General features: G+C 68.8%; 19 protein-coding genes. 9 read left to right on the forward strand and 10 right to left on the reverse strand.

Annotation, left to right across the window (positions count from 1 at the left end; translation table 11 throughout):
• Positions 1-16: 16 nt before the first annotated feature.
• Positions 17-898 (reverse strand): neutral zinc metallopeptidase, encoded by an 882-nt coding sequence (locus QZM35_RS08345; protein WP_089427097.1) that lies wholly within the window; start codon positions 896-898, stop codon positions 17-19.
• A 400-nt stretch (positions 899-1,298) separates the two neighbouring features.
• On the opposite strand from QZM35_RS08345, the gene QZM35_RS08350 reads away from it, so the two are divergent.
• The 5 genes from QZM35_RS08350 (at position 1,299) to QZM35_RS08370 (ending at position 6,251) form a co-directional block, all read left to right on the forward strand.
• Positions 1,299-2,090, forward strand: a complete 792-nt coding sequence (locus QZM35_RS08350; protein WP_089432956.1) for an SDR family NAD(P)-dependent oxidoreductase — start codon at positions 1,299-1,301, stop codon at positions 2,088-2,090.
• A gap of 186 nt (positions 2,091-2,276) precedes the next feature.
• Positions 2,277-3,311, forward strand: coding sequence for a LysR family transcriptional regulator (locus tag QZM35_RS08355; protein ID WP_089432957.1), 1,035 nt, complete (start codon positions 2,277-2,279; stop codon positions 3,309-3,311).
• Positions 3,312-3,410: 99 nt separating this feature from the next.
• A complete protein-coding gene (locus tag QZM35_RS08360; RefSeq protein WP_089432958.1) occupies positions 3,411-4,097 on the forward strand; it encodes a DUF4286 family protein in 687 nt (228 codons plus the stop codon).
• 79 nt (positions 4,098-4,176) lie between these two features.
• Entirely contained in the window at positions 4,177-5,496 is a 1,320-nt protein-coding gene (locus QZM35_RS08365) for an MFS transporter (RefSeq protein ID WP_089433329.1), read from the forward strand.
• 53 nt (positions 5,497-5,549) lie between these two features.
• Positions 5,550-6,251 carry a DUF2848 domain-containing protein gene (locus QZM35_RS08370; RefSeq protein ID WP_089432959.1) on the forward strand — a complete coding sequence of 234 codons (702 nt, stop codon included), beginning with the start codon at positions 5,550-5,552 and terminating at the stop codon, positions 6,249-6,251.
• A gap of 347 nt (positions 6,252-6,598) precedes the next feature.
• On the opposite strand, the gene QZM35_RS08375 is transcribed toward QZM35_RS08370, so the two are convergent.
• Complete coding sequence (locus tag QZM35_RS08375; RefSeq protein WP_301775772.1) at positions 6,599-7,582, reverse strand: NAD-dependent epimerase/dehydratase family protein; 984 nt, start codon at positions 7,580-7,582, stop codon at positions 6,599-6,601.
• Positions 7,583-7,683: 101 nt separating this feature from the next.
• On the opposite strand from QZM35_RS08375, the gene QZM35_RS08380 reads away from it, so the two are divergent.
• Positions 7,684-8,586, forward strand: coding sequence for a LysR family transcriptional regulator (locus tag QZM35_RS08380; protein WP_089427091.1), 903 nt, complete (start codon positions 7,684-7,686; stop codon positions 8,584-8,586).
• A 51-nt stretch (positions 8,587-8,637) separates the two neighbouring features.
• Here the strand turns inward: QZM35_RS08380 and QZM35_RS08385 are convergent, their stop codons facing one another.
• Positions 8,638-8,958 (reverse strand): hypothetical protein, encoded by a 321-nt coding sequence (locus QZM35_RS08385; RefSeq protein ID WP_089427090.1) that lies wholly within the window; start codon positions 8,956-8,958, stop codon positions 8,638-8,640.
• Between the two features lie 59 nt (positions 8,959-9,017).
• Positions 9,018-9,890: a LysR family transcriptional regulator gene (locus QZM35_RS08390; RefSeq protein ID WP_089429065.1), complete on the reverse strand. Its 873-nt coding sequence runs from the start codon at positions 9,888-9,890 to the stop codon at positions 9,018-9,020.
• A gap of 170 nt (positions 9,891-10,060) precedes the next feature.
• Between QZM35_RS08390 and QZM35_RS08395 the strand changes: the two genes are divergently transcribed.
• Positions 10,061-11,521, forward strand: coding sequence for an MFS transporter (locus QZM35_RS08395; RefSeq protein ID WP_301775773.1), 1,461 nt, complete (start codon positions 10,061-10,063; stop codon positions 11,519-11,521).
• An 82-nt stretch (positions 11,522-11,603) separates the two neighbouring features.
• On the opposite strand, the gene QZM35_RS08400 is transcribed toward QZM35_RS08395, so the two are convergent.
• Together QZM35_RS08400 and QZM35_RS08405 are read right to left on the reverse strand one after the other, a co-directional pair.
• Positions 11,604-11,801 (reverse strand): oxidoreductase-like domain-containing protein, encoded by a 198-nt coding sequence (locus tag QZM35_RS08400; RefSeq protein WP_069252077.1) that lies wholly within the window; start codon positions 11,799-11,801, stop codon positions 11,604-11,606.
• 82 nt (positions 11,802-11,883) lie between these two features.
• Positions 11,884-12,321: a hypothetical protein gene (locus tag QZM35_RS08405; RefSeq protein WP_254600166.1), complete on the reverse strand. Its 438-nt coding sequence runs from the start codon at positions 12,319-12,321 to the stop codon at positions 11,884-11,886.
• Between the two features lie 189 nt (positions 12,322-12,510).
• On the opposite strand from QZM35_RS08405, the gene QZM35_RS08410 reads away from it, so the two are divergent.
• Positions 12,511-12,933 (forward strand): RidA family protein, encoded by a 423-nt coding sequence (locus QZM35_RS08410; RefSeq protein ID WP_089433331.1) that lies wholly within the window; start codon positions 12,511-12,513, stop codon positions 12,931-12,933.
• 95 nt (positions 12,934-13,028) lie between these two features.
• Here QZM35_RS08410 and creD read toward each other — a convergent pair whose 3' ends face one another.
• The 4 genes from creD to QZM35_RS08430 all read right to left on the reverse strand — a co-directional run bounded on the left by creD (position 13,029) and on the right by QZM35_RS08430 (position 17,513).
• Positions 13,029-14,417, reverse strand: a complete 1,389-nt coding sequence (gene creD / locus QZM35_RS08415; RefSeq protein WP_174972197.1) for a cell envelope integrity protein CreD — start codon at positions 14,415-14,417, stop codon at positions 13,029-13,031.
• Positions 14,418-14,527: 110 nt separating this feature from the next.
• Positions 14,528-15,979: a two-component system sensor histidine kinase CreC gene (gene creC / locus QZM35_RS08420; protein WP_089432963.1), complete on the reverse strand. Its 1,452-nt coding sequence runs from the start codon at positions 15,977-15,979 to the stop codon at positions 14,528-14,530.
• 15 nt (positions 15,980-15,994) lie between these two features.
• Positions 15,995-16,714 (reverse strand): two-component system response regulator CreB, encoded by a 720-nt coding sequence (gene creB, locus QZM35_RS08425; RefSeq protein WP_089427086.1) that lies wholly within the window; start codon positions 16,712-16,714, stop codon positions 15,995-15,997.
• Positions 16,715-16,799: 85 nt separating this feature from the next.
• Positions 16,800-17,513 (reverse strand): SDR family NAD(P)-dependent oxidoreductase, encoded by a 714-nt coding sequence (locus QZM35_RS08430; RefSeq protein WP_089432964.1) that lies wholly within the window; start codon positions 17,511-17,513, stop codon positions 16,800-16,802.
• Positions 17,514-18,006: 493 nt separating this feature from the next.
• Between QZM35_RS08430 and QZM35_RS08435 the strand changes: the two genes are divergently transcribed.
• Positions 18,007-18,699 (forward strand): dihydrodipicolinate reductase, encoded by a 693-nt coding sequence (locus QZM35_RS08435; RefSeq protein ID WP_089427083.1) that lies wholly within the window; start codon positions 18,007-18,009, stop codon positions 18,697-18,699.
• The last annotated feature ends 248 nt before the right edge of the window (positions 18,700-18,947 follow it).

Raw genomic sequence — 18,947 nt, forward strand, 5'->3', positions numbered from 1 at the left:
CAGGCACGCGCTCGATTCAGCGTGCGTTCGCGGCGAACGTGTCGCAGGCGCTCAGCTCGCCCGACTCCATCCCGCGCCGCAGCCAGTACACGCGCTGGTCGCTGGTGCCGTGCGTGAAGCTCTCCGGCACGACATAGCCCTGCCCTTGCTGCTGCAGCCGGTCGTCGCCGATCGCGGCGGCCGCCTTCAGCCCCTGCTCGAAATCGCCGGGTTCCATCAGCCGCTGGTTCGCGCGCTGCGCGTTGTTCGCCCACACACCGGCGAAGCAGTCGGCCTGCAGCTCCATCCGCACCGACAGCGCGTTCGAGTGCGCCTGGCTCGCCCGCCGGCGCGCGGCGTCGACCTTGTCGGAAATGCCGAGCAGGTTCTGCACGTGATGGCCGACCTCGTGCGCGATCACGTAAGCCTGCGCAAAATCGCCGCCCGCGCCGAAACGCTTGCGCAGTTCGTCGTAGAAACCGAGATCGATGTACACCTTGCGGTCGCCCGGGCAGTAGAACGGCCCCATCGCGGTCTGGCCCGTGCCGCATGCGGTCGGCGTCGAGTTCGTGAACATCACGAGCGTCGGCGGCTGGTACTGCGCGTGCAGCTGGGTGTTGAACACGCCCGTCCACGTGCGCTCGATATTGCCGAGCACCTTGCGCGTGAACACCGCGCCCGTGTCGTTCGCCGGCTCGCCCTGCCGCTGCGCGGGCGCGGGCTGCGCCTGCTGCTGGCGGCCCTGCAGCGCCGACGCGCCTTCGAGTATCACGCGCGGGTCGATCCCGAAGAAATACGACGCGGCGAACGCAACCACGATCGTGCCGATGCCGATCGTCGCGCCACGCCCGCCGCCGAACCCGCCGGCGCCGCGGCGATCCTCGACGTTCGTGCTTTCCCTTTCGTCGTCCAGCCTCATAGCCGGCCCTCCCTGTTCTTGTCGATGGTCCGGCACGCGAGCGCGCAACCGGGCGATAGGTTGTCGTGACACGATCCCCGGCCGATGCAACGCCCGCGCACGGGGTGTGCGCTGCTGCCGGGATCGCCGGCCTGCCGCTCCGCTCGCACGACGGAATCGGCCGGCCGATGCGCCGCGCGTCGATGCGCGGCCCGCCCGCGCTATTCTGCCGGGCTTTCGTGACTTATCGCAAAAATGTGGAGGATAGAGCGATTCGGCGCCGGACATCGTCAGCCTTTGCAAAATGGCCCGCTACCGCGCCGGCCGCCCGGATGCCGCCCGCGTTCATCCTTTCGGCTGATACCGGCGCTCGCCGGCGCCGCCTAAAGTGACCGGAAACGACACCTTTCCGGAGCACGACATGACCCACCCGACACCCCGCACGATCGCGATCACCGGCGCGGGCACCGGTATCGGCGCCGCTTGCGCGCGCCGCTTCGCCCGCCGGGGCGACCGCGTCGTGCTGATCGGGCGGCGCCAGGCGCCGCTCGACGCGCTGGCCGCCGAAACGGGCGGCCTCGCGCTGGCCGGCGACGCCGCGAGCACCGCCGACTGGGCCCGCTTCCTGCCGCGGATCGCCGAACGCTTCGGCCGCGTCGATGCGCTCGTCGCGTGCGCGGGCGGCCACGGGCTCGGCCGCGCGGACGAAACCGACGACGCGCAGTGGCGCGACGCGATGCACGCGAACCTCGACACCGCGTTCGTCAGCGCGCGCGCGTGCCTGCCCGACCTGATCGCGCAGCGCGGCAGCATCGTGCTGGTCGCGTCGATCGCCGCGCTCGCGGCCGGGCCCGGCGTGTGCGGCTACACGGTCGGCAAGCACGCGCTGCTCGGGCTCGCCCGGTCGCTCGCACGTGACTACGGGCCGCACGGCGTGCGGGCGAATGCGGTGTGCCCCGGCTGGGTCCGCACGCCGATGGCCGACGCGGAGATGGAACCGCTGATGTCGGCGCACGGCGACACGCTCGACGGCGCGTATGCACGCGTCAGCGCCGACGTGCCGCTGCGGCGCGCGGCCGATCCGAACGAGATCGCGGCCGTGTGCGCGTTCCTCGCATCGCCGGACGCGTCGTTCGTGACCGGCGCGACGCTCGTTGCCGACGGCGGCGCGATGGTGGTGGACGTGCCGACGCTCGCGTTCGACAGGCTTTGATGCGCGTGGGTGTGCCGCTCGCGTGACGTACGCGTCGCGGGCGGCGTTGCGTTCAGGTCCTCCCGTCCTCCAGCGCCTGCCCACGCACGCGCGCCACGTCGCCCGCTTCTTTCCCGCCCCCGAAAATCCGCTACCATCGACCGATCCCGCCGCCCCGCCCGGCACTGCCTCACGGTTCGAACGTCGATGAACATCCGGTTTCTTGAAACCTTCGTCTGGCTCGCGAAGCTGGAAAACTTCCGGCTCACGGCCGAAAAACTGCACACCACACAGGCCGCCGTATCGAGCCGCATTGCGTCGCTCGAGGAAGCATTCGACGTCCGCCTGTTCGACCGCAACACGCGTTCGGCCACGCTCACGCCCGCCGGGCGCCGCATGCTCGCGTACGCGGAGCGGATCGTGCGGCTCGACGGCGAAATGCGCCGCGACATCGATGCGGCGAGCGATGCGGGCCTGATCCGGATCGGCGTGATCGAATCGATCGTGCACAGCTGGTTCCCCGCGCTGATGGCGCAATTGCGCGAGCGCTATCCGCGCCTCGACGTCGAGATCACGAGCGACACGACGCTGCACCTGATCCGCCTGCTCAGCACCGACGGCGTCGACCTGATCCTGCAGACCGACCCGGTGCCGGGCCCCGATTTCACGAACCTGCCGCTGTGCGAATTCCCGGTGCGCTGGGCGGCCAGCCCGCGCCTCGGGCTCGGCGGCCAGGCGCTCGACGTCGCGCGCCTCGCGGCATTCCCGATCATCAGCTTCTCGCGCCACTCGGGCCCGCACGCGACGATCGAGCGGCTGTTCGCGGCCGTCGAGCGGCCGGCCAGCATCAACTGCATCACGTCGGTCGCCGCGATGATCCGCCTCGTCGCCGACGGTTTCGGCGTGGCCGCGCTGCCGCCCGCGATCATCGGGCGCGAACTCCACGAAGGCACGCTCGAACTGCTCGACGTCGAACCCGAATTCCCCGCGCTGCCGCTCGTCGCGACGTATCGCAGCCAGGGCCTGCCGGTGGCCGCGCGCATCGCGGAACTGGCCAGCGAAGTCGCGCGCGCGATGTCGGCCGCCGCGCATCACGCAAAGACGGCCGCGCCCGACAGCGTGGTCGAAACACCCACCCGTCCCGCGACAAAAGCCAAAGCAAAAGCAAAAGCACCGGCAAAAGCGAAACGCACGACGCCATCAGCCCCGCCCGCCGCGAAACGCCGCCCGCGCCGCTCATAAGAAAACCTGTTCACCGCGAATTTGTTTTCTTGTTGGACGGGCACGGCCCGTCTTCGGGAAACTGCGGTTCCTGACATCCCCGTCACGAGGAACCCCGCGATGACCCGCCTTTCCCTTCCACACGGCCAGCTTTGCGTCTGGACGGATATCGACCCCGCGCACGAAGCCGATTTCAACGCGTGGTACGACCGCGAGCACATGCAGGAGCGTGTCGCGATTCCCGGCTTCACGCACGCGCGGCGCTTTCGTGCGACCGACCGCGGCCCGCGCAAGTACCTCGCGCTGTACGTGACGGATGCGCTCGACGTGTTCCATGGCGGCGCGTACCGGCGCGCGTTCGCGCAGCAGACCGCATGGTCGCTCGCGAACTTCGAGCGCATGACGGGCACGCAGCGACGCGTCGGAGAACTGACGATCGAGGTTGGCGACGGAGAAGGCGCGCATCTCGCGCTGTTCGTGCTGCCGCCGGATCGCATCGACGTGCCGCAGCTGCGCGAGCGTTTCGACGACGTGCTGCACGAACCGGGCATCCACGCGGCACGCCTCTTTTGCACCGCGCCCGAACTGTCCGCGCCGATCGGCGCCGCTGCAGCGGCGCGCCCGGCCGCCGATGCGCTCGTGCTGATCGAAGGCAGCGATGCGGCCGCGACCCGCCGCGTGGCCGCCACGCTCGCCGGGCACGACGACGTGCGCACCTTCGAGCTGCTGTGGCGCGCCGCCGCGCCGCTGCACGTCACGCACGGCGACGTCGAAACCGCACCCGCTGCCGCGGCATGCTCGGCTTGATCGCCCACGCCCGCCGTACCGCAGGCGCGATGCCCACCCACGCATCGGCCCGGCGCCTCATCCCGTTCACCATCACGACCTGCCCGACACCATGAACACGCTCGCCCAGCCCGCCGCCCACGCGCCCCGCCGCGTCCGCACCAGCCGACTCGCGACCGCGAGCATGATCGGCACGTCGCTCGAGTGGTACGACTTCACGATCTACAACACGCTCGCCGCGCTCGTCTTCAACCACCTGTTCTTTCCGTCGGTCGATCCGCTGGCCGGCACGATCCTCGCGTTCTCGACCTATGCGGTCGGCTACGTGTCGCGCCCGCTCGGCGGCTTCGTGTTCGGAAATCTCGGCGACCGTATCGGCCGCCGCGCGGTGCTAATGCTCACACTGGTGCTGATGGGTGTGACGACCGCGTTGATGGGCGCGCTGCCGACCTACGCGCAGGCCGGCATCCTGAGCCCGATCCTGCTCGTCGCGCTGCGCTTCGTGCAGGGCGTCGCGCTCGGCGGCGAATGGGCCGGCGCGGTGCTGCTGTCGGTCGAGCACGGCGACCAGAAGCGGCGCGGGCTGTCCGCATCATGGACGCAGATCGGCCCGTCGTTCGGCACGCTGCTCGGCACCGGCTGCATCGCGCTCGTGACGCTGTCGACCACGTCCGGCGACTTCCTGTCGTGGGGCTGGCGCGTACCGTTCGCGGCCAGCGCGCTGCTCGTCGTGTTCGGCTTCTGGCTGCGGCGCGGCGTCGACGAAACGCCGCAGTTCGAGCAGCTCGCCGAATCGCACGCGACTGCCGAGGTGCCCGTCGCCGACGTGCTGAAGGTCCACTGGAAGCGCCTGCTGATCGCGGGTGGCTCGCGGATCGGCTCGGACGTGCTGTATGCGCTGATCGTCGTGTTCACGCTCACCTACGTAACGACCGTGCTGCACCTGTCGCGCCCCGTCGCCTTGACGGCCGTGATGATCGGCACGGCCTGCAACGCGCTCGCGGTGCCGTGCTTCGGCGCGCTGTCGGACCGCTTCGGCCGCCGGCCCGTGTATCTCGGCGGCGCGCTCGCCGGCATCGTGTGGGCGTTCGTGTTCTTCACGCTGCTCGATTCGGCGCGCCCCGGCGCGATCGTCGCGGCCGTCGCGATCGGCCTCGTGATCCACGCGGTGATGTACGGCCCGCAGGGCGCGTTCGTGACCGAACAGTTCCCGACCCGCGTGCGCTATGCGGGCTCGTCGCTCGCGTACACGCTCGCCGGCATCGTCGGCGGCGGCTTCGCGCCGCTCGTGATCGCCGCGCTGTTCCGGCAGACGGGCACGACGACGGCCGTGTCGCTGTATGTCGCCGCCGCGCTCGTCGTCACGTCGATCGCGCTCCTCGTCGCACGCGAAACCGCGCACAAGCCGCTCGCGGATTGAACGTCGCCGCCAGCAAGCCGTTTCATTCCTTCGCACTTCAAACGGATACCCGTATGCCAACCCTGTCGTTTAATGTCATTCCCCGGAAAGGTGCGCCGGCCACCGTCGACGTCGAGATCGCGCGCGTCGTGATCGCCGGCTGGGCCGGCCGCGATCCGGCCGCAATCCAGGCGCATATCGACGAACTCGCGGCGCTCGGCGTCGCGCCGCCGTCGATCACGCCCTGCTTCTATCGCGTGTCGGCCGCGCTGCTGACGCAGGCGCCCGCGATCGGCGTGCTCGGCGCACGATCGGGCGGCGAGATCGAATGCGTGCTGGTCGACAGCCCGGCCGGCACGCTCGTGACCGTCGGCTCCGATCATACGGATCGTGAGGTCGAAGCGTACGGCGTAGCGGTGTCGAAGCAGGTGTGCGCGAAACCGCTCGGCCACGACGCGTGGCTTCACGCGGACGTTGCGGATCACTGGGATGCGATCGAGATGCGTTCGTGGCTGATTTCGCGCGATGGCGAGCGGACGGCGTACCAGCACGGCGCGGTGAGTGGTTTGCTTGCGCCCGAGGTGCTGTGGCAGCGCTTCGATGACGGCCGGACGATGCCCGCGCGCGGCGCGATGTATGGCGGCACGGTTGCCGTGCATGGCCCGATCGCGGCAATGGGTGACGGCGAGGCGTTCGAGATGGAGCTGCACGATCCGGTGCTGGGGCGCAGCCTTCGGCACCGCTACGCCGTGGAAGTGTTACCGGTCGTGGCATAACGGGCAACGAGGCGCGGCAGATGGGCCCGCCAGCGTTCTGTCGCCGCGCCGGCTCCCGCTAATACGCCTAAAAGCAGTGATAATCGGGAAAGTTGAGCTGCGAGTTGCCGCAATACAGCACACCAGCCAGGTTGGTACACCCGCTCAATGCAAGCATCATTGCGCCCGCAACCGACACTTTCCATCCGAAATGCAACATTGCGCCCCCGTTTCCGCCTGATCGACATGAGCCGACATGATGCGCATCGGACGTGCCCGGGTATGTGGAGAATTGTTGTGCCGCAGGTGCTGCGGTTCGCCATCGTGCCCGCCCGTGCCGGAGCATGGACCCAGGCACGAGCCGTTGCTCACTTGAGACACCCGAGGCCCACCAGCGTCGCTTCCACCGCCGTGTCGAGCGGCGTCACCGGCTCACGGCCAAGCACCGCGGTCACCCGCGTGTTGTCGAGCCGGATCGGCTCGCGCCACAGGTAGCGCATCTCGAGCAATTCGCGCAGCGTCGTGACGAACGGCGCCGCCGCCCACACGAACCACCACGGGAACTTGCGCACCGTCGGCCGCAACCCGTGCCGCTGCGCGACGCGGCGCACGGCCTCCGCCATCTGCGTGCCATCCGCATCCCAATGCCCGCCGAGATGAAAGCGCGCGAACGGTTCCAGCGTGTCGCGCCGCTCGATCAGCTCGACCATCGCGCGCGCGGCGTCCGGCACGTACGACCATTGGTGCCCGATGCCATCCCGCCCCGGCACGCTGATCGACGCAACCGGCTGCCCGGCCTTGACGAGCCCCGCCGCGAACCAGCTGTTGCCGGTGAGCTTCGGCCCGAAGAAATCGCCGGCGCGCACGATGATCGTGCGAACGCCCAGCCCGGCCGCATCCTGCAGCCGGCGCTCCAGCTCGACGCGGATCGCGCCCTTGCGCGTCGACGGATGCTGCGGCGCATCTTCGACCAGCACCGGAAACGCATCGGCGCCGTAGTTGTAGACGGTGCCCGGCAATACGACGGTGGCCCGCTCCGCCTTTGCCGCCGCGATCGTGTTGTCGATCATCGGCAGCACCTGCCCGGCCCAGTTCCGGTAGCCCGGCGGATTCACCGCGTGGACGATCACGCTGCAGCCGCGCGCGGCGCGGACGACCGCGTCGCGGTCCATCGCGTCGCCGCGCATCCAGGTGATGCCGTCGCGCTCCACGACTTCGGCATCGAGCCCCCGCTTCAACCCGCGCACCTGCCAGCCCGCATCGCGCAACTGCCGCGCGACTTCCCCGCCAATTCCGCCGCTCGCGCCGAGCACGAGTGCCTGTCGTTGCGTCCCGCCTGCGTGGGTCGTCATTGCCGCTCTCCTCGAATGAATGTCCGTGATGACAAGCATTCTGGCGCGGCTTCGGCTATCAAGGAATTGCCGAACCTGATGGATCAGCTATACATTTATGCATGACCACCGATCTGAACTGGGAACGCTACCGCACCTTTCTCGCCGTGCTGACGGAAGGCTCGCTGTCGGGCGCGGCACGCGCCCTCGGCATTACGCAGCCGACGGCCGGCCGCCACGTCGCGGCGCTGGAGGCCGCGTTCGGCCAGACGCTGTTCACGCGCTCGCCGTCCGGCCTGTTGCCGACCGAGGCGGCGCTCGCGCTGCGCGGCCATGCGGAGGCGCTGCGCAGCGCGGCCGCGGCGTTCGAGCGCGCGGCCGCGAGCCACGGCGCCGGCGTGCGCGGCATCGTGCGGATCTCGGCCAGCGACGTGATCGCCGTCGAAGTGCTGCCGCCGATGCTCGCGCAATTGCGGCGCAACCACCCGGGGCTCGTCATCGAACTGGTGCCGACCGACCGCCTCCAGGACGTGCTCAAGCGCGAGGCCGACATCGCGGTCCGCATGGCGCCGCCCACGCAGGAGGCGCTGGTTGCGCGGCGTATCGGCGCGGTCGATGTCGGGCTGTATGCGCGCGACGATTACCTGGCGCACAACGGCGTGCCCGAGACGACCGACGCACTCGCGCATCACGCGCTGATCGGCTTCGATACGGTCACGCCGTTCATCCGCTCGATGGGCCGCAGCATGCCGCTGTGGAAGCGCGATGCGTTCTCGCTGCGCACCGACAGCAACCTCGCCCAGCTCGCGATGATCCGCGCCGGCTACGGGATCGGCTTCTGCCAGAGCGGGCTCGCGAAACGTGACGCGCGGCTCGTGCGGGTGCTGCCGGACACGCTCGCGATGCAGCTGGAAACCTGGGTCGTGATGCACGAGGACCTGCGGTCGAGCCCGCGCTGCCGCGCGGTGTTCGATGCGCTGGCCGACGGGCTGCATGCGTATGTGAGCGGCGAAATCGTCGAATAAACGGTTCGCGGCGACGGTCACGAACGAAGTGAACGCAGCGCCCGCGCGGCGCTATTCGTAGATTTTCCCGGCGAACAGGATGTCCGCCATGCGCCGCCACGGATTGTCGGGCACGTCGTAGAAACGCAGCCCTTCTTCCGACGCCTCGGCCCAGTCGACCATCGCGTCCAGGTACTCGCCGATCGAGCGGTTTTCCCAGCCGAGCGCGGCGCGGGCGTACGGCGACGGCGGCACGTCGGCCTCGAGCTGGCGCTCCGTGTTCCAGTCGTGGCCGAGCACGCGCAGAAACTGGATCAGCGAGCGTTCGTCGACCACGCGCTCCAGCGCATCCTGCAGCTTCGCGTCCATCTGGCGTTGCAGTTCGTCGTTCATTTTTATGTTCCTTCGCGCGCCTCTCAGGGACGCGCCGCCGCCAGTCGTGCGGCCCGGTTTCACATCAGCAATTGCCGCGACAGCACCTCGCGCGCCTGCGTGACGGCTTCGCGTTCGCCGGGCATCGGCGGCGTCAGCGAAAACACCGCGTCGGGCAGCGGCGGCAGCCGGTATTTCGCGCCGAGCCGCATCATGCCGTCGCCGATCGCCGACGCGCACAGGCAGCCCACCCCGAGCCCCGCCGCCAGCATCGACTGCAGCCCGGCCACGCCCGACGCGCTGTGCACGAGCCGGTACGGCATGTGCTGCTCGTCGAGCGAGCGCACCGCGACCTGATGCATCATGCAGTCGTCCGGCAGCAGCACGAGCGGCAGCGGCTCGGGCAACTGCTCGGCGAGCGCGGGCGATGCGACCCACGACAGCGGCTCGCGCCGCAGCACCCAGCGCGTATCGGCCGACGCCGGCCGGAACGGCCCGCTCGACAGGTTCATCACCACGCCGAGATCGACCTGCCCGCGCGCATGCGCGGCCTCGATATCGGCACTCTTCATCGCGCTGACGTGCAGGCTCAGTTGCGGGTAGCACTCCCGCAGCCGCGCGAGCAGGCCCGCGACTTCGTTGGTCCGGTAGTAATCGGTGATCGCGACGCGCAGCTCGCCCTTGATCGCCTGCCCGCGCACTTCGTCGAACGCGGCCTCGTTCAGCGCGACGATGCGCCGCGCATGCTGCAGCAGCCGCGAGCCGGCCGGGGTCGGCTCGACCCCGCGCTTGCTGCGCACGAACAGCGGCACGCCGGCGCGCGATTCGAGCTTGCGCACCTGCTCGCTGACCGTCGACTGCGACAGGTGCAGCAGCGGCGCGGCGGCCGTCAGGCTGCCGGCATCCGCGACCGCCGCGAAAGTACGCAACTGATCCAGGTCGAAACCGCGCATCGCCATTCTCCATCCATCGATTAACCCGATGGATGCTACCACCAATTCCCGCTTTTCCGATTCATCGTCACCACCCAGAATGGGGGTCAATCGCCCGCCCACGGCCGAACCGGCGCTTCTGTCGCCGCATCCGGCGTGAACATGGCACTCATTCTTTCGGACTTGCTTCCATGACGAACGACACCCTTGCCCCCTGCGTGCCGGCCGGCACGGCCGCCGCGGCGACGCCGCGCAGCCACCACGGCTGGGCGCTGGTGGTCCTGCTGGTTGGCGCGATTTTGCCGCCGCTCGACTACTTCATTGTGAATCTCGCGCTGCCGGCCATCCGCGACGGCATCGGCGCGCGCCCGGCCGAGCTGCAGCTGGTCGTGTCCGCGTATGCGTGCGCGAACGCCGTCGTGCAGATCACCGGCGGCCGGCTCGGCGACCTGTACGGCCGCAAGCGGATGTTCATGATCGGGATGGCCGGCTTCGTCGTCGCGTCGACGCTGTGCGGGCTCGCCGGCAGCGGCGCGGTGCTGGTCGGCGGCCGCGTGCTGCAGGGCCTGTTCGCCGCGATCCTCGCGCCGCAGGTGCTCGCGACGATCCGCAGCGTGTTCAGCCCGCAGGAGCAGGTGCGCGTGATGGGCTTCTACGGTTTCGTGTTCGGCCTCGCGGCCGTGATCGGCCAGCTCGGCGGCGGCGCGTTGATCAGCCTGCATCCGTTCGGGCTCGGCTGGCGCGCGATCTTCCTCGTCAACCTGCCGATCGGCATCCTGGCGCTGATCGGCAGCTGGCGCTTCATCCCGGAAAGCCGCCCGCCGAAAGGCCAGCGCATCGACGTGCCGGGCATGGTGCTGCTGTCGCTGTTCCTGCTGATGCTCGTCTATCCGCTCACGCACGGGCGCGAGGCCGGCTGGCCGCTGTGGATGGTCGCGTGCCTCGTCGGCGCGCTGCCGATGCTCGGCGCGCTGCTGGCGGTCGAGGCGCGCCGTCTCGCGGGCGGCCATGATCCGCTGCTCGACGTGCGCCTGTTCCGCAATCCCGTCGTCGCCCTCGGGCTCGTACTGGCGTTCCTGTTCTACACGCTGAGCGCGTTCTTCCTGAGCTACGGGATCTACCTGCAGGGCTGCCTGAACTGGTCGCCGCTCGCGTCCGGGCTCGCGATCCTGCCGCTCGGGCTCGGTTTCCTGTCGAGCCCGCTGCTGATGCCGCGACTCGTCGGCCGGTTCGGCGGCTATCGCGTGCTCACGCTCGGTTTCGCGATGCTCGCGGCCGGCGTCGCGACGGCCGCCGCGCTGGCGGGTGCAGCCGCGCCGGGCGCCGGCTTCTACGTGGGGATCGCGGCGATCGGGATCGGCCAGGGCCTCGTGCTGCCGTCGGTCGTGCGGATCGTGCTCGCGGAAGTCGACACGGCGCGCGCGGGTGTCGCCTCCGGCATGGTCACCGCGATGCTGCAGATCGGCGCGGCTGTCGGCGCGGCCACGCTCGGCGGCGTGTTCTTCGCCCGGCTCGGCGCGCATCCGGCCGCGCTCGATTACGTGCAGGGCTTCAGGACGTCGATGTTCGCGCTGACGGCCGTCCTGCTCGTATGCATTGTGCTGTCGGCGATGCTCGGGCCGCTGCATCGGCGGCTGCATGCAGGCGGGTAAGCGGGACGGGAAGCGTTGCGACGGCAGGGTCTGATGCGGAAGCGGTGCCGATGCAGGTGCGGCCGCTCGCCGGTCTCGGGCATCACGCGTGATGCTTGCGTTGCGCCTGGCGCGCTTCCCATTCGGCCAGCTCGACGCGATACCGCGCGAGTGCTTCGTCGTAGAGATCGAAGACGCACGGCGAGCAACCGCTGTTGCAGCAGTCTTCGAGTTCGGGCTGGATGGGCGGGGTCGGACGGGGATCGTCGACGGACGGATCCGGAGAGGCAGTGTTGGGCACGGCGAAAATCGAATGAATGGACGCGCTCAGTATAAGCGGATGCCGCCCGATATGCGTGCCGCGCAGGCCATGTCACGCGGCGTCATATCCCCAATATCGTCACCTGATCGTGGCGAATCCGGATCTCGCGTGTCCATGCATCGATTTCGGCAATCACTTCCGCAAGCGCGGCGCAACTCGCGTCCAGACGGTCGATGAAATCCTGCCGCGAATCGCGGAACACGAAGCCGAGCCGGTCGAGTGCCGCCGTTCGCTGCGTGGCGTCGCCCAGCATGCTGCGCGTATCGTCCAGTTCGTCAATGATCCGAAGCCAGTCCGGCATGCCGATGCCATTGAACGCGTAATGATCGTAGTCCGGGATCTGCCGCGAGATCGCCGCTTCGAGCAGGCCGAAGACTTCCTCCCTGAAAAACAGCGATCCCTCGTTCCAGCACTTGCGCGCATACGGCCCGCGCATGAGCTCGATGTAGGCGGTGTCCTCGATTTCCGCGAGATCCCTGATGATCCGGATGTCGTCCATGGGGTGTCGTCGTTGCCGCCGTGGCGTCGCTCACGCTTCGCCGGGCGCTGATCCATAATGGCGCGATTGTCGGCGAACCCGGCGACGCTGTCGATGTCTCGCTTCCATCGCGTTCCGGCCGACGCACGGCCCAAACCCACCGCGACGCTCGCCGCCGCATCCTCGTCATCGCCCCACAGGAGCCGCACGATGGCCGAAGCAGTGAATCCGCCGGAAGTCTGGGCGCCGTTCGGCGCGTTCTCGATGGCCGTGATCCAGGGCGATGGCCGGATCGTGCACCTGAAGGGGCAAGTGTCGCTCGACCGCGACGGCCGGGTGGTCGGCCACGGCGACATGCGCATGCAGGTACGCCAGACGCTCGACAACATCCGCGCCGTGCTCGCCACGACGGGCGGACAGATGCAGGACGTGATCTCGCTCGTTCACTACGCGACCGACATCGATGCCTTCATGCAGGCCGGCGACATCCGCAAGACCTACTTCGCCGAGCCCTATCCCGTGACGACGACCGTCCAGGTCGAGCGTCTCTACCATCCCGATCTGCTGATCGAGATCACCGCTGTTGCAGAGATTCCGCTGGCGCGTTTTCGACGGCCTGCATCGCGCGCGTGAAGCGGCGATGTGGCGATGTGGCGATATGGCGATGTGCCATATGACGCGCCGGTCGTGAAGTTCCCGACCGGCGCGCCTGCCCACACCTCGCGCGCTTACTTCACCTGCGCGCCCGGCTTCGCGGCACCCGCCGCCTTGTCGGCCAGCGGCTGCCACGCGGCACCGAGCGAATACCAGTCGACGCGGCGCGTGAGCGTCATGATGCCGGCGAGGATCGCGAACAGCAGCAGCGAACCGAGCATCAGCGCGTTGTCTTCCGACAGCAGCAACCCGTAGAGCGCCGCGTACAGCACCGCGAGCAGCACCGCGAACACCGCCCCGCGCTTCACGCTGTGCAGCACGAACGACAGGTAGAAGGCGAGCAACCCGATGCATGCACCGCTCGCCGCGAGATACGCATACGCGAACTTGATGTGTTCGGACAGGCTCAGCAGCAACAGGAAGAACAGCGCGAGCGACAGGCCGACCAGCGTGTACTGGATCGGGTGAATGCGCAGCCGCTTCACGAGCTCGTACATGAAGAAGCTCGCGAACGTGAGCATCACGAACAGCGCGCCGTACTTCGTCGCACGTTCGGCCTGCAGATAGACGTTCACGGGTTCGATCACCGACACCGATGCCATTTCGATCGCGCCTTCCCCGTCGCCCGAGATGATCTGCTCACGCGCCTTCGTGTTGAACGACGTCACGCGCCAGTTGCCGGTGAAGCCGCGCGCATCGACCGTGCGGTTGTTCGGCAGGAATGCGCCGTCGAAACTCGGATGCGGCCACGTCGATTTCAGCGAGAAATCGTTCTGGTCGCCCACCGGCGCGAACGCGACGGAATCCGCCCCGCGCAACGGCAGGTCGACGCTGAACGGCACGACCGCCCCTGCGTTTGCGTCCGCCAGCGCCGCGAGATCGACGTTCGCGTGCACGCCCTGGCGCAGGCTGTCCAGCCGCGTGCCCTGCTCGACGTCGAAGCGCGTGCCGCCGATGCGCAAGTCGGGCTGCGCGGTCAGCCCGCGAATGTCGCCGATGCCGATCGACACATAGGCATCGTCGATCTTGAAGCTCACGTGGCCGTCCGCCTGCGGCAGCTTCTTCAGGTCGGGCAACGCCAGCGTGCCGGTCATCCGGCTCGCCAGCTCGTACACCAGCGCCTTGTGAATGCCGCGATACCGGACGCTGGTCGTCAGCGTGCCGTCGACGTTCAGCGTCTTCGGAAACACGAGCAGGCGCTTCGACTCGCTGCGCAGGCTCGTCTTCGTCGCGCCGCCGGCCGGCGAATCGTCGCGCACCCGCGTGACTTCCGTGTAGTGCACGACGAGCACGGGGCCCGCCACCGTCTGCGGCCCCGCATAGCTCGACCAGATACTCTGCAGCGCATCCCGGCGATACGCGGCACGTTCATGCACGATGCTTTGCACCATCTGCAGCGGGATCAGGATCAGCAGCGCGAGAAACGCGGTGATCGCGAATTTGAACAACAGGACTCGATTCATGGCCGACAGGTACCGGAGTAAAAGGGTACGGTCAGCATGAGCCGCCCCGGTGAAGGGCGATTGAAGCCGGTGTGAAGCGAAGGTGTGTCGAACGTGAAGTTGAAGGGAGTTCAGCCCGCCGACGGCAGCGTGAGCGTCGCGCACGCGCCGCCTTCGTCGCGGTTCGCGAGCGCGACCTGGCCGCGGTGCAGCATCGCGACCTCGCGGACGAAACACAGCCCAAGGCCCGTGCTGCGATCCTGGCCGTCGGGGCGCGGCAGCGAATAGAAGCGCTCGAACACGCGCGCCAGTGCGTAGTCGGGCACGCCGGGGCCGTCGTCGGTCACACGCACGACCGCGACATGGGCCTTGCCCGCCGGCTGCCGTTCGAGCGCGATGCGGATCGTGCTGCCCTGCGGCGCGAAATCCAGCGCGTTGTCGAGCAGGTTGCCGAGCGCCTGGCGCAGCAGGAACGGATCGCCTTCGACGACTGCCGGATCGGCCGCGTCGTGCGCGTCGATCGCGAGGTTCACGCCGCGCTGCCGCGCGCGCGGCTCGATATCGTCGACGAGCTGTTCGAGCACCGGCCGCAGCGCGACCGGTTCGCGCACCGACAGGCGCTGCTTCTGCTCGACTTCGGCGAGCGCGAGCAGCTTGCGGATCATCTGTTCGAGTCGGCCGGCCTGGCGGCGGATGTTCTCGGTGAAGCGCCGCCGGTTCGCGACCGGCATGTCTTCCTGCAGCAGTTCGGCCGCGCCGCTGATTGCCGCCAGCGGGCTCTTCATCTCGTGCGTGAGCGTGTGGATATAGGTCTCGACGTACTGCCGGTCTTCCAGCCGCTGATGCATGCTTTCCACCGCGCGCCCGAGCTCGGCCAGCTCGCTTGCGCCCTGTAGCGGCATGTCGGCCCGCTCGCCCCCCGCGATCGCGCGCGCATAGCGCTGCAGGCGCCGCAGCCCGACCACCAGCCACCACGTGCAGGCCACGCCGATCAGGATCGCGCCGCCCATCAGCAGCGCGCCGTACAGCATGATCTTGCGCTGGCTGCGCGCGATGAACGGCGCGACCGTCTGGTTCGGCTTCGCGATCGTCAGCACGCCAATGATCTCGTTGCCGTGCCGGATCGGCGCCGCCACGTGCATCACGGTGCTACTGTCATCGTTCGGATCGCTGCGCGTGCTGCGCGCGCCGTACTCGCCGCGCAGCGTCCGGTACACGTCGTTCCAGCGCGAATAGTCCTGCCCGACCGCGCGGCCGGACGAGTCGTAGCGCACGATGCCGTGCGCGTCGGTGATGTAGAGACGGTAGCCGATCGTGTTCTTCTGCACGCCCCATACGTTCGCGCTGATCGGGCGTTCGTGCAGGTTCGACAGTTGCCGCGCGAACGCGCCGTTGGCAATGTGGCCGTTCGCCAGGTCGTCGGCGGCCAGCGTCGCGAGCACCTGCGCGGTATCGACGAGCGTGTCCTCCATCGCCTCGCGCACACCCGGCTTCACCTCCTGCACGAACACGCGCAGCGTGATCAGCGCAGCCAGGCCGACGATCAGGAAAAAACCGAAGAAGATGCGCAGGCCGATATGCATGGACGGAGCCAGTCGTTACGGTTGCAGCGAATAACCCATCCCGCGATGCGTGCGGATCGGGTCGCGCTCGGGGTCGATCGCGCGCAGCTTCGCGCGCAACGTCTTGATGTGCGTGTCGACCGTGCGGTCGGCCGAATCGAATGCCTCGTGCCACACGAGGTCCATCAGTTGCTCACGCGAGTAGATGCGCCCCGGATGCCGGACCAGCAGCGCCAGCAGCCCGAACTCGTAGCGCGTGAGGTCCAGTGCGTGGCCGAGCCACGATATGCGGGCGCCGTCGGTGTCGAGTGTGAAACCCGGTGCGGTTGTCTCGGCCGGCGCGGGTACGGGTACCACAGGCGTGGGGATCGATTCGGGCGCAGCCGTCCGGTAGAAGCGCCGCAGAATCACGCGCACCCGCGCCGCCAGTTCGCGCGGCGAAAACGGCTTGACCACGTAATCGTCGGCACCGATCTCGAGCCCGACGATCCGGTCGATTTCATCGTGCCGCGCGGTGAGGAAGATCACCGGCACGTCGGAGAACGTGCGCAGCCGCCGGCACACCTCGAAGCCGCTGAGATCCGGCAGCCCGACGTCGAGCACCACGAGATCGACGCGCGTGTCGCGCAGGTGGTCGAGCGCCGCCTGGCCGAGCATGCAGTGGACGGTCTGCATGCCGTCGGTGCCGAGGGCATAGATGATCGTGTCCGCGATCGCCACTTCATCTTCGACGATCAGGATAGTGGGCTGATGCATGGTCTCAGTCAGGGCTCGCGCAATCCGGTGCGACATTGTACGCACGGCCGGCCGCCGCGCGAGCCCCTGCCCTTGCCCCGCCGCGCTATGCCACGCGGCCGGTCACCGGAATCGACGCGCCGGTGATCGCCTGCGCGTCGGCCGACAACAGGAAGCCGATCGTCGCCGCGATCTGCTCCGGCTTCACCCAGCGCGTGAAATCCGCGTCCGGCATGTCGGCGCGGTTCGGCGGCGTATCGATGATGCTCGGCAGGATCGCGTTCACCGTCACGCCGCGGTCGAGCAGTTCGGCCGCCAGCGCCTCGGTGAGCCGCGCGACGCCGGCCTTCGCGGCCGCGTATGCGCCCATCCCCGTGCCGGCCTTGAACGCCGCGCCCGCGCCGATGTTGACGATGCGCCCGGCCGGGTTCGCCAGCAGGTGCGGCAGCGCGGCCTTCGATGCGTTCAGCGCGGTCTTCACGTTCAGTTCGTACATGCGGTCCCACGTGGCGGCGTCGCCGTCGGCGATCGTCTGCCACACGAACGCGCCCGCGATGTTCAGCAGCGCATCGACCCGGCCGAATTCGCGCTGCACGGTGTCGAGCGCCTGCGCGGCGGCCTGCGGATCGACGAGATCGATGCCGCCGATGCGCAGCACGTCGGCCGGCACGCCGGGCAGCGCCTGCGCCGCCGGGGCCGCGCCGCGGCCGATCAGCGCGACGCGTGCGCCGCGCTCGCCGAGCCACGCGGCCGTCGCGATGCCCAGGTGACCGAATCCGCCGGTGATCGCGACTGCCTTGCCTTTGAAATCGTGTTCCATCGATGTTTTCTCCTGGATCGAGGGTTGCTTGATGATGCGTGTTGCATGAGCGATGCCGGCCGCGGCATGCGTGCGTGGCCGGCAATGTGCCACAGGGTAGCGCCGTTCACGCGTCCGTGCGCACCGCAACGAGGCTGCGACGGCGCAGTGCTTCCGTCGTTTCACCCGGGTTGTCTGGGCGATGCAGCGGTTGGCGCCGGCCTGCATGGCGTGTCGGAAGTGAAGCACGACACGGTGGCATCCGATACGGACCGCCTCGCGCGCTCGATCGCGAAACGACTCGCGACGCAGAACGCGACAAATGCGTGGCTGCGGACGGTGTCGGCGAGCTGACGCACCGGGCCGCCGCCTGCGAGGCCCGGCGGGCACGCAGGCGAGCGGCCGGGCATAATGCGCGAGGCCGGTTCGGCGCCACGCGCCGCGACCGTGCCGAGCCACCCGACGGCCCGCTTCATTTCCCGTCCCGAATCCTGAACTTCAATCCGTGAATGTCATGCAAGTACTCGTCGTAGGAACCGGCAAGCTGGCCAGCGAACTGCTCGACGCGCACCGGCTCGACCCGGCCACCTGCCGCGTGATCCCCTGGTCGGACAGCGCGCGCAACGACGCGCAGCGCAGCGACGCCCGAACGATCGTCGTGCATGCCGGTTCCGGCCGCGAACTCCCCGCCGTGATCGCGTTCTGCGAGGCCACCGGATCGCCACTCGTCGAACTGTCGACCGGCTCCGAGCTCGAAACCGGCTCGCACGCTTTCCCGGTCGTGCTGTGCCCGAACACGAACATCCTGATGCTCAAGTTCATGAGCATGCTGGAAACCAGCGGCCACCTGTTTCACGACTGCCGGATCAGCGTGACGGAGTCGCACCAGGCCGGCAAGACGTCCGTCCCCGGCACGGCCGTCGGGATCGGCCAGTCGCTCGGCGTGCGGCCGGAAGACATCCGCTCCGTGCGCGACCCGGACGTGCAGCGCAGCGAATTCGCGGTCGCCGACGATCAGCTCGGCCGCCATGCGATTCACCGGATCCGCATCGACGACGGCGCGTGCAGCCTGCAGTTCGAATCGCGCGTGGTGGGTGCGACGCCTTACGCCGATGGCGTGTCGCGCATCGTCGATGCTGTTCGGCTGCACGATCTCGAGCACCGCCGCTATTCGATCGTCGAGTTCATCCGCAACGGCTGGCTGTAATCGCGGCGATGCGCGGCGGGCGGCACACGCGCTTGGCGGCGCAGACGTTTTTTGCGCAACGCAAGAAGAGGTTCGGTGCCGATTTCCGTGGAGGTCGTCGATCGCCCGATCCGCGACATCCGGGCCGCCATGAATCTCGCCGGCCGGCGCCTGACGTCCCGCATGGCCGGCGTTCAAGATCACGCCAGCCGGCTTCGCCGCCACGGCCGCTTGCGAAATTCGACGAGTAATCGTCCCGCCGCATTCGC

It is taken from the genome of Burkholderia sp. AU45274 (genome assembly GCF_030482505.1).
Lineage (GTDB): Bacteria > Pseudomonadota > Gammaproteobacteria > Burkholderiales > Burkholderiaceae > Burkholderia.

Bases quoted from the DNA above. Each gene is read 5' to 3' on its own strand.
- QZM35_RS08345 (WP_089427097.1), bottom strand. From the start codon at position 898: ATGAGGCTGGACGACGAAAGGGAAAGCACGAACGTCGAGGATCGCCGC.
- QZM35_RS08350 (WP_089432956.1), top strand. From the start codon at position 1,299: ATGACCCACCCGACACCCCGCACGATCGCGATCACCGGCGCGGGCACC.
- QZM35_RS08355 (WP_089432957.1), top strand. From the start codon at position 2,277: ATGAACATCCGGTTTCTTGAAACCTTCGTCTGGCTCGCGAAGCTGGAA.
- QZM35_RS08360 (WP_089432958.1), top strand. From the start codon at position 3,411: ATGACCCGCCTTTCCCTTCCACACGGCCAGCTTTGCGTCTGGACGGAT.
- QZM35_RS08370 (WP_089432959.1), top strand. From the start codon at position 5,550: ATGCCAACCCTGTCGTTTAATGTCATTCCCCGGAAAGGTGCGCCGGCC.
- QZM35_RS08375 (WP_301775772.1), bottom strand. From the start codon at position 7,582: ATGACGACCCACGCAGGCGGGACGCAACGACAGGCACTCGTGCTCGGC.
- QZM35_RS08380 (WP_089427091.1), top strand. From the start codon at position 7,684: ATGACCACCGATCTGAACTGGGAACGCTACCGCACCTTTCTCGCCGTG.
- QZM35_RS08385 (WP_089427090.1), bottom strand. From the start codon at position 8,958: ATGAACGACGAACTGCAACGCCAGATGGACGCGAAGCTGCAGGATGCG.
- QZM35_RS08390 (WP_089429065.1), bottom strand. From the start codon at position 9,890: ATGCGCGGTTTCGACCTGGATCAGTTGCGTACTTTCGCGGCGGTCGCG.
- QZM35_RS08395 (WP_301775773.1), top strand. From the start codon at position 10,061: ATGACGAACGACACCCTTGCCCCCTGCGTGCCGGCCGGCACGGCCGCC.
- QZM35_RS08405 (WP_254600166.1), bottom strand. From the start codon at position 12,321: ATGGACGACATCCGGATCATCAGGGATCTCGCGGAAATCGAGGACACC.
- QZM35_RS08410 (WP_089433331.1), top strand. From the start codon at position 12,511: ATGGCCGAAGCAGTGAATCCGCCGGAAGTCTGGGCGCCGTTCGGCGCG.
- creD (WP_174972197.1), bottom strand. From the start codon at position 14,417: ATGAATCGAGTCCTGTTGTTCAAATTCGCGATCACCGCGTTTCTCGCG.
- creC (WP_089432963.1), bottom strand. From the start codon at position 15,979: ATGCATATCGGCCTGCGCATCTTCTTCGGTTTTTTCCTGATCGTCGGC.
- creB (WP_089427086.1), bottom strand. From the start codon at position 16,714: ATGCATCAGCCCACTATCCTGATCGTCGAAGATGAAGTGGCGATCGCG.
- QZM35_RS08430 (WP_089432964.1), bottom strand. From the start codon at position 17,513: ATGGAACACGATTTCAAAGGCAAGGCAGTCGCGATCACCGGCGGATTC.
- QZM35_RS08435 (WP_089427083.1), top strand. From the start codon at position 18,007: ATGCAAGTACTCGTCGTAGGAACCGGCAAGCTGGCCAGCGAACTGCTC.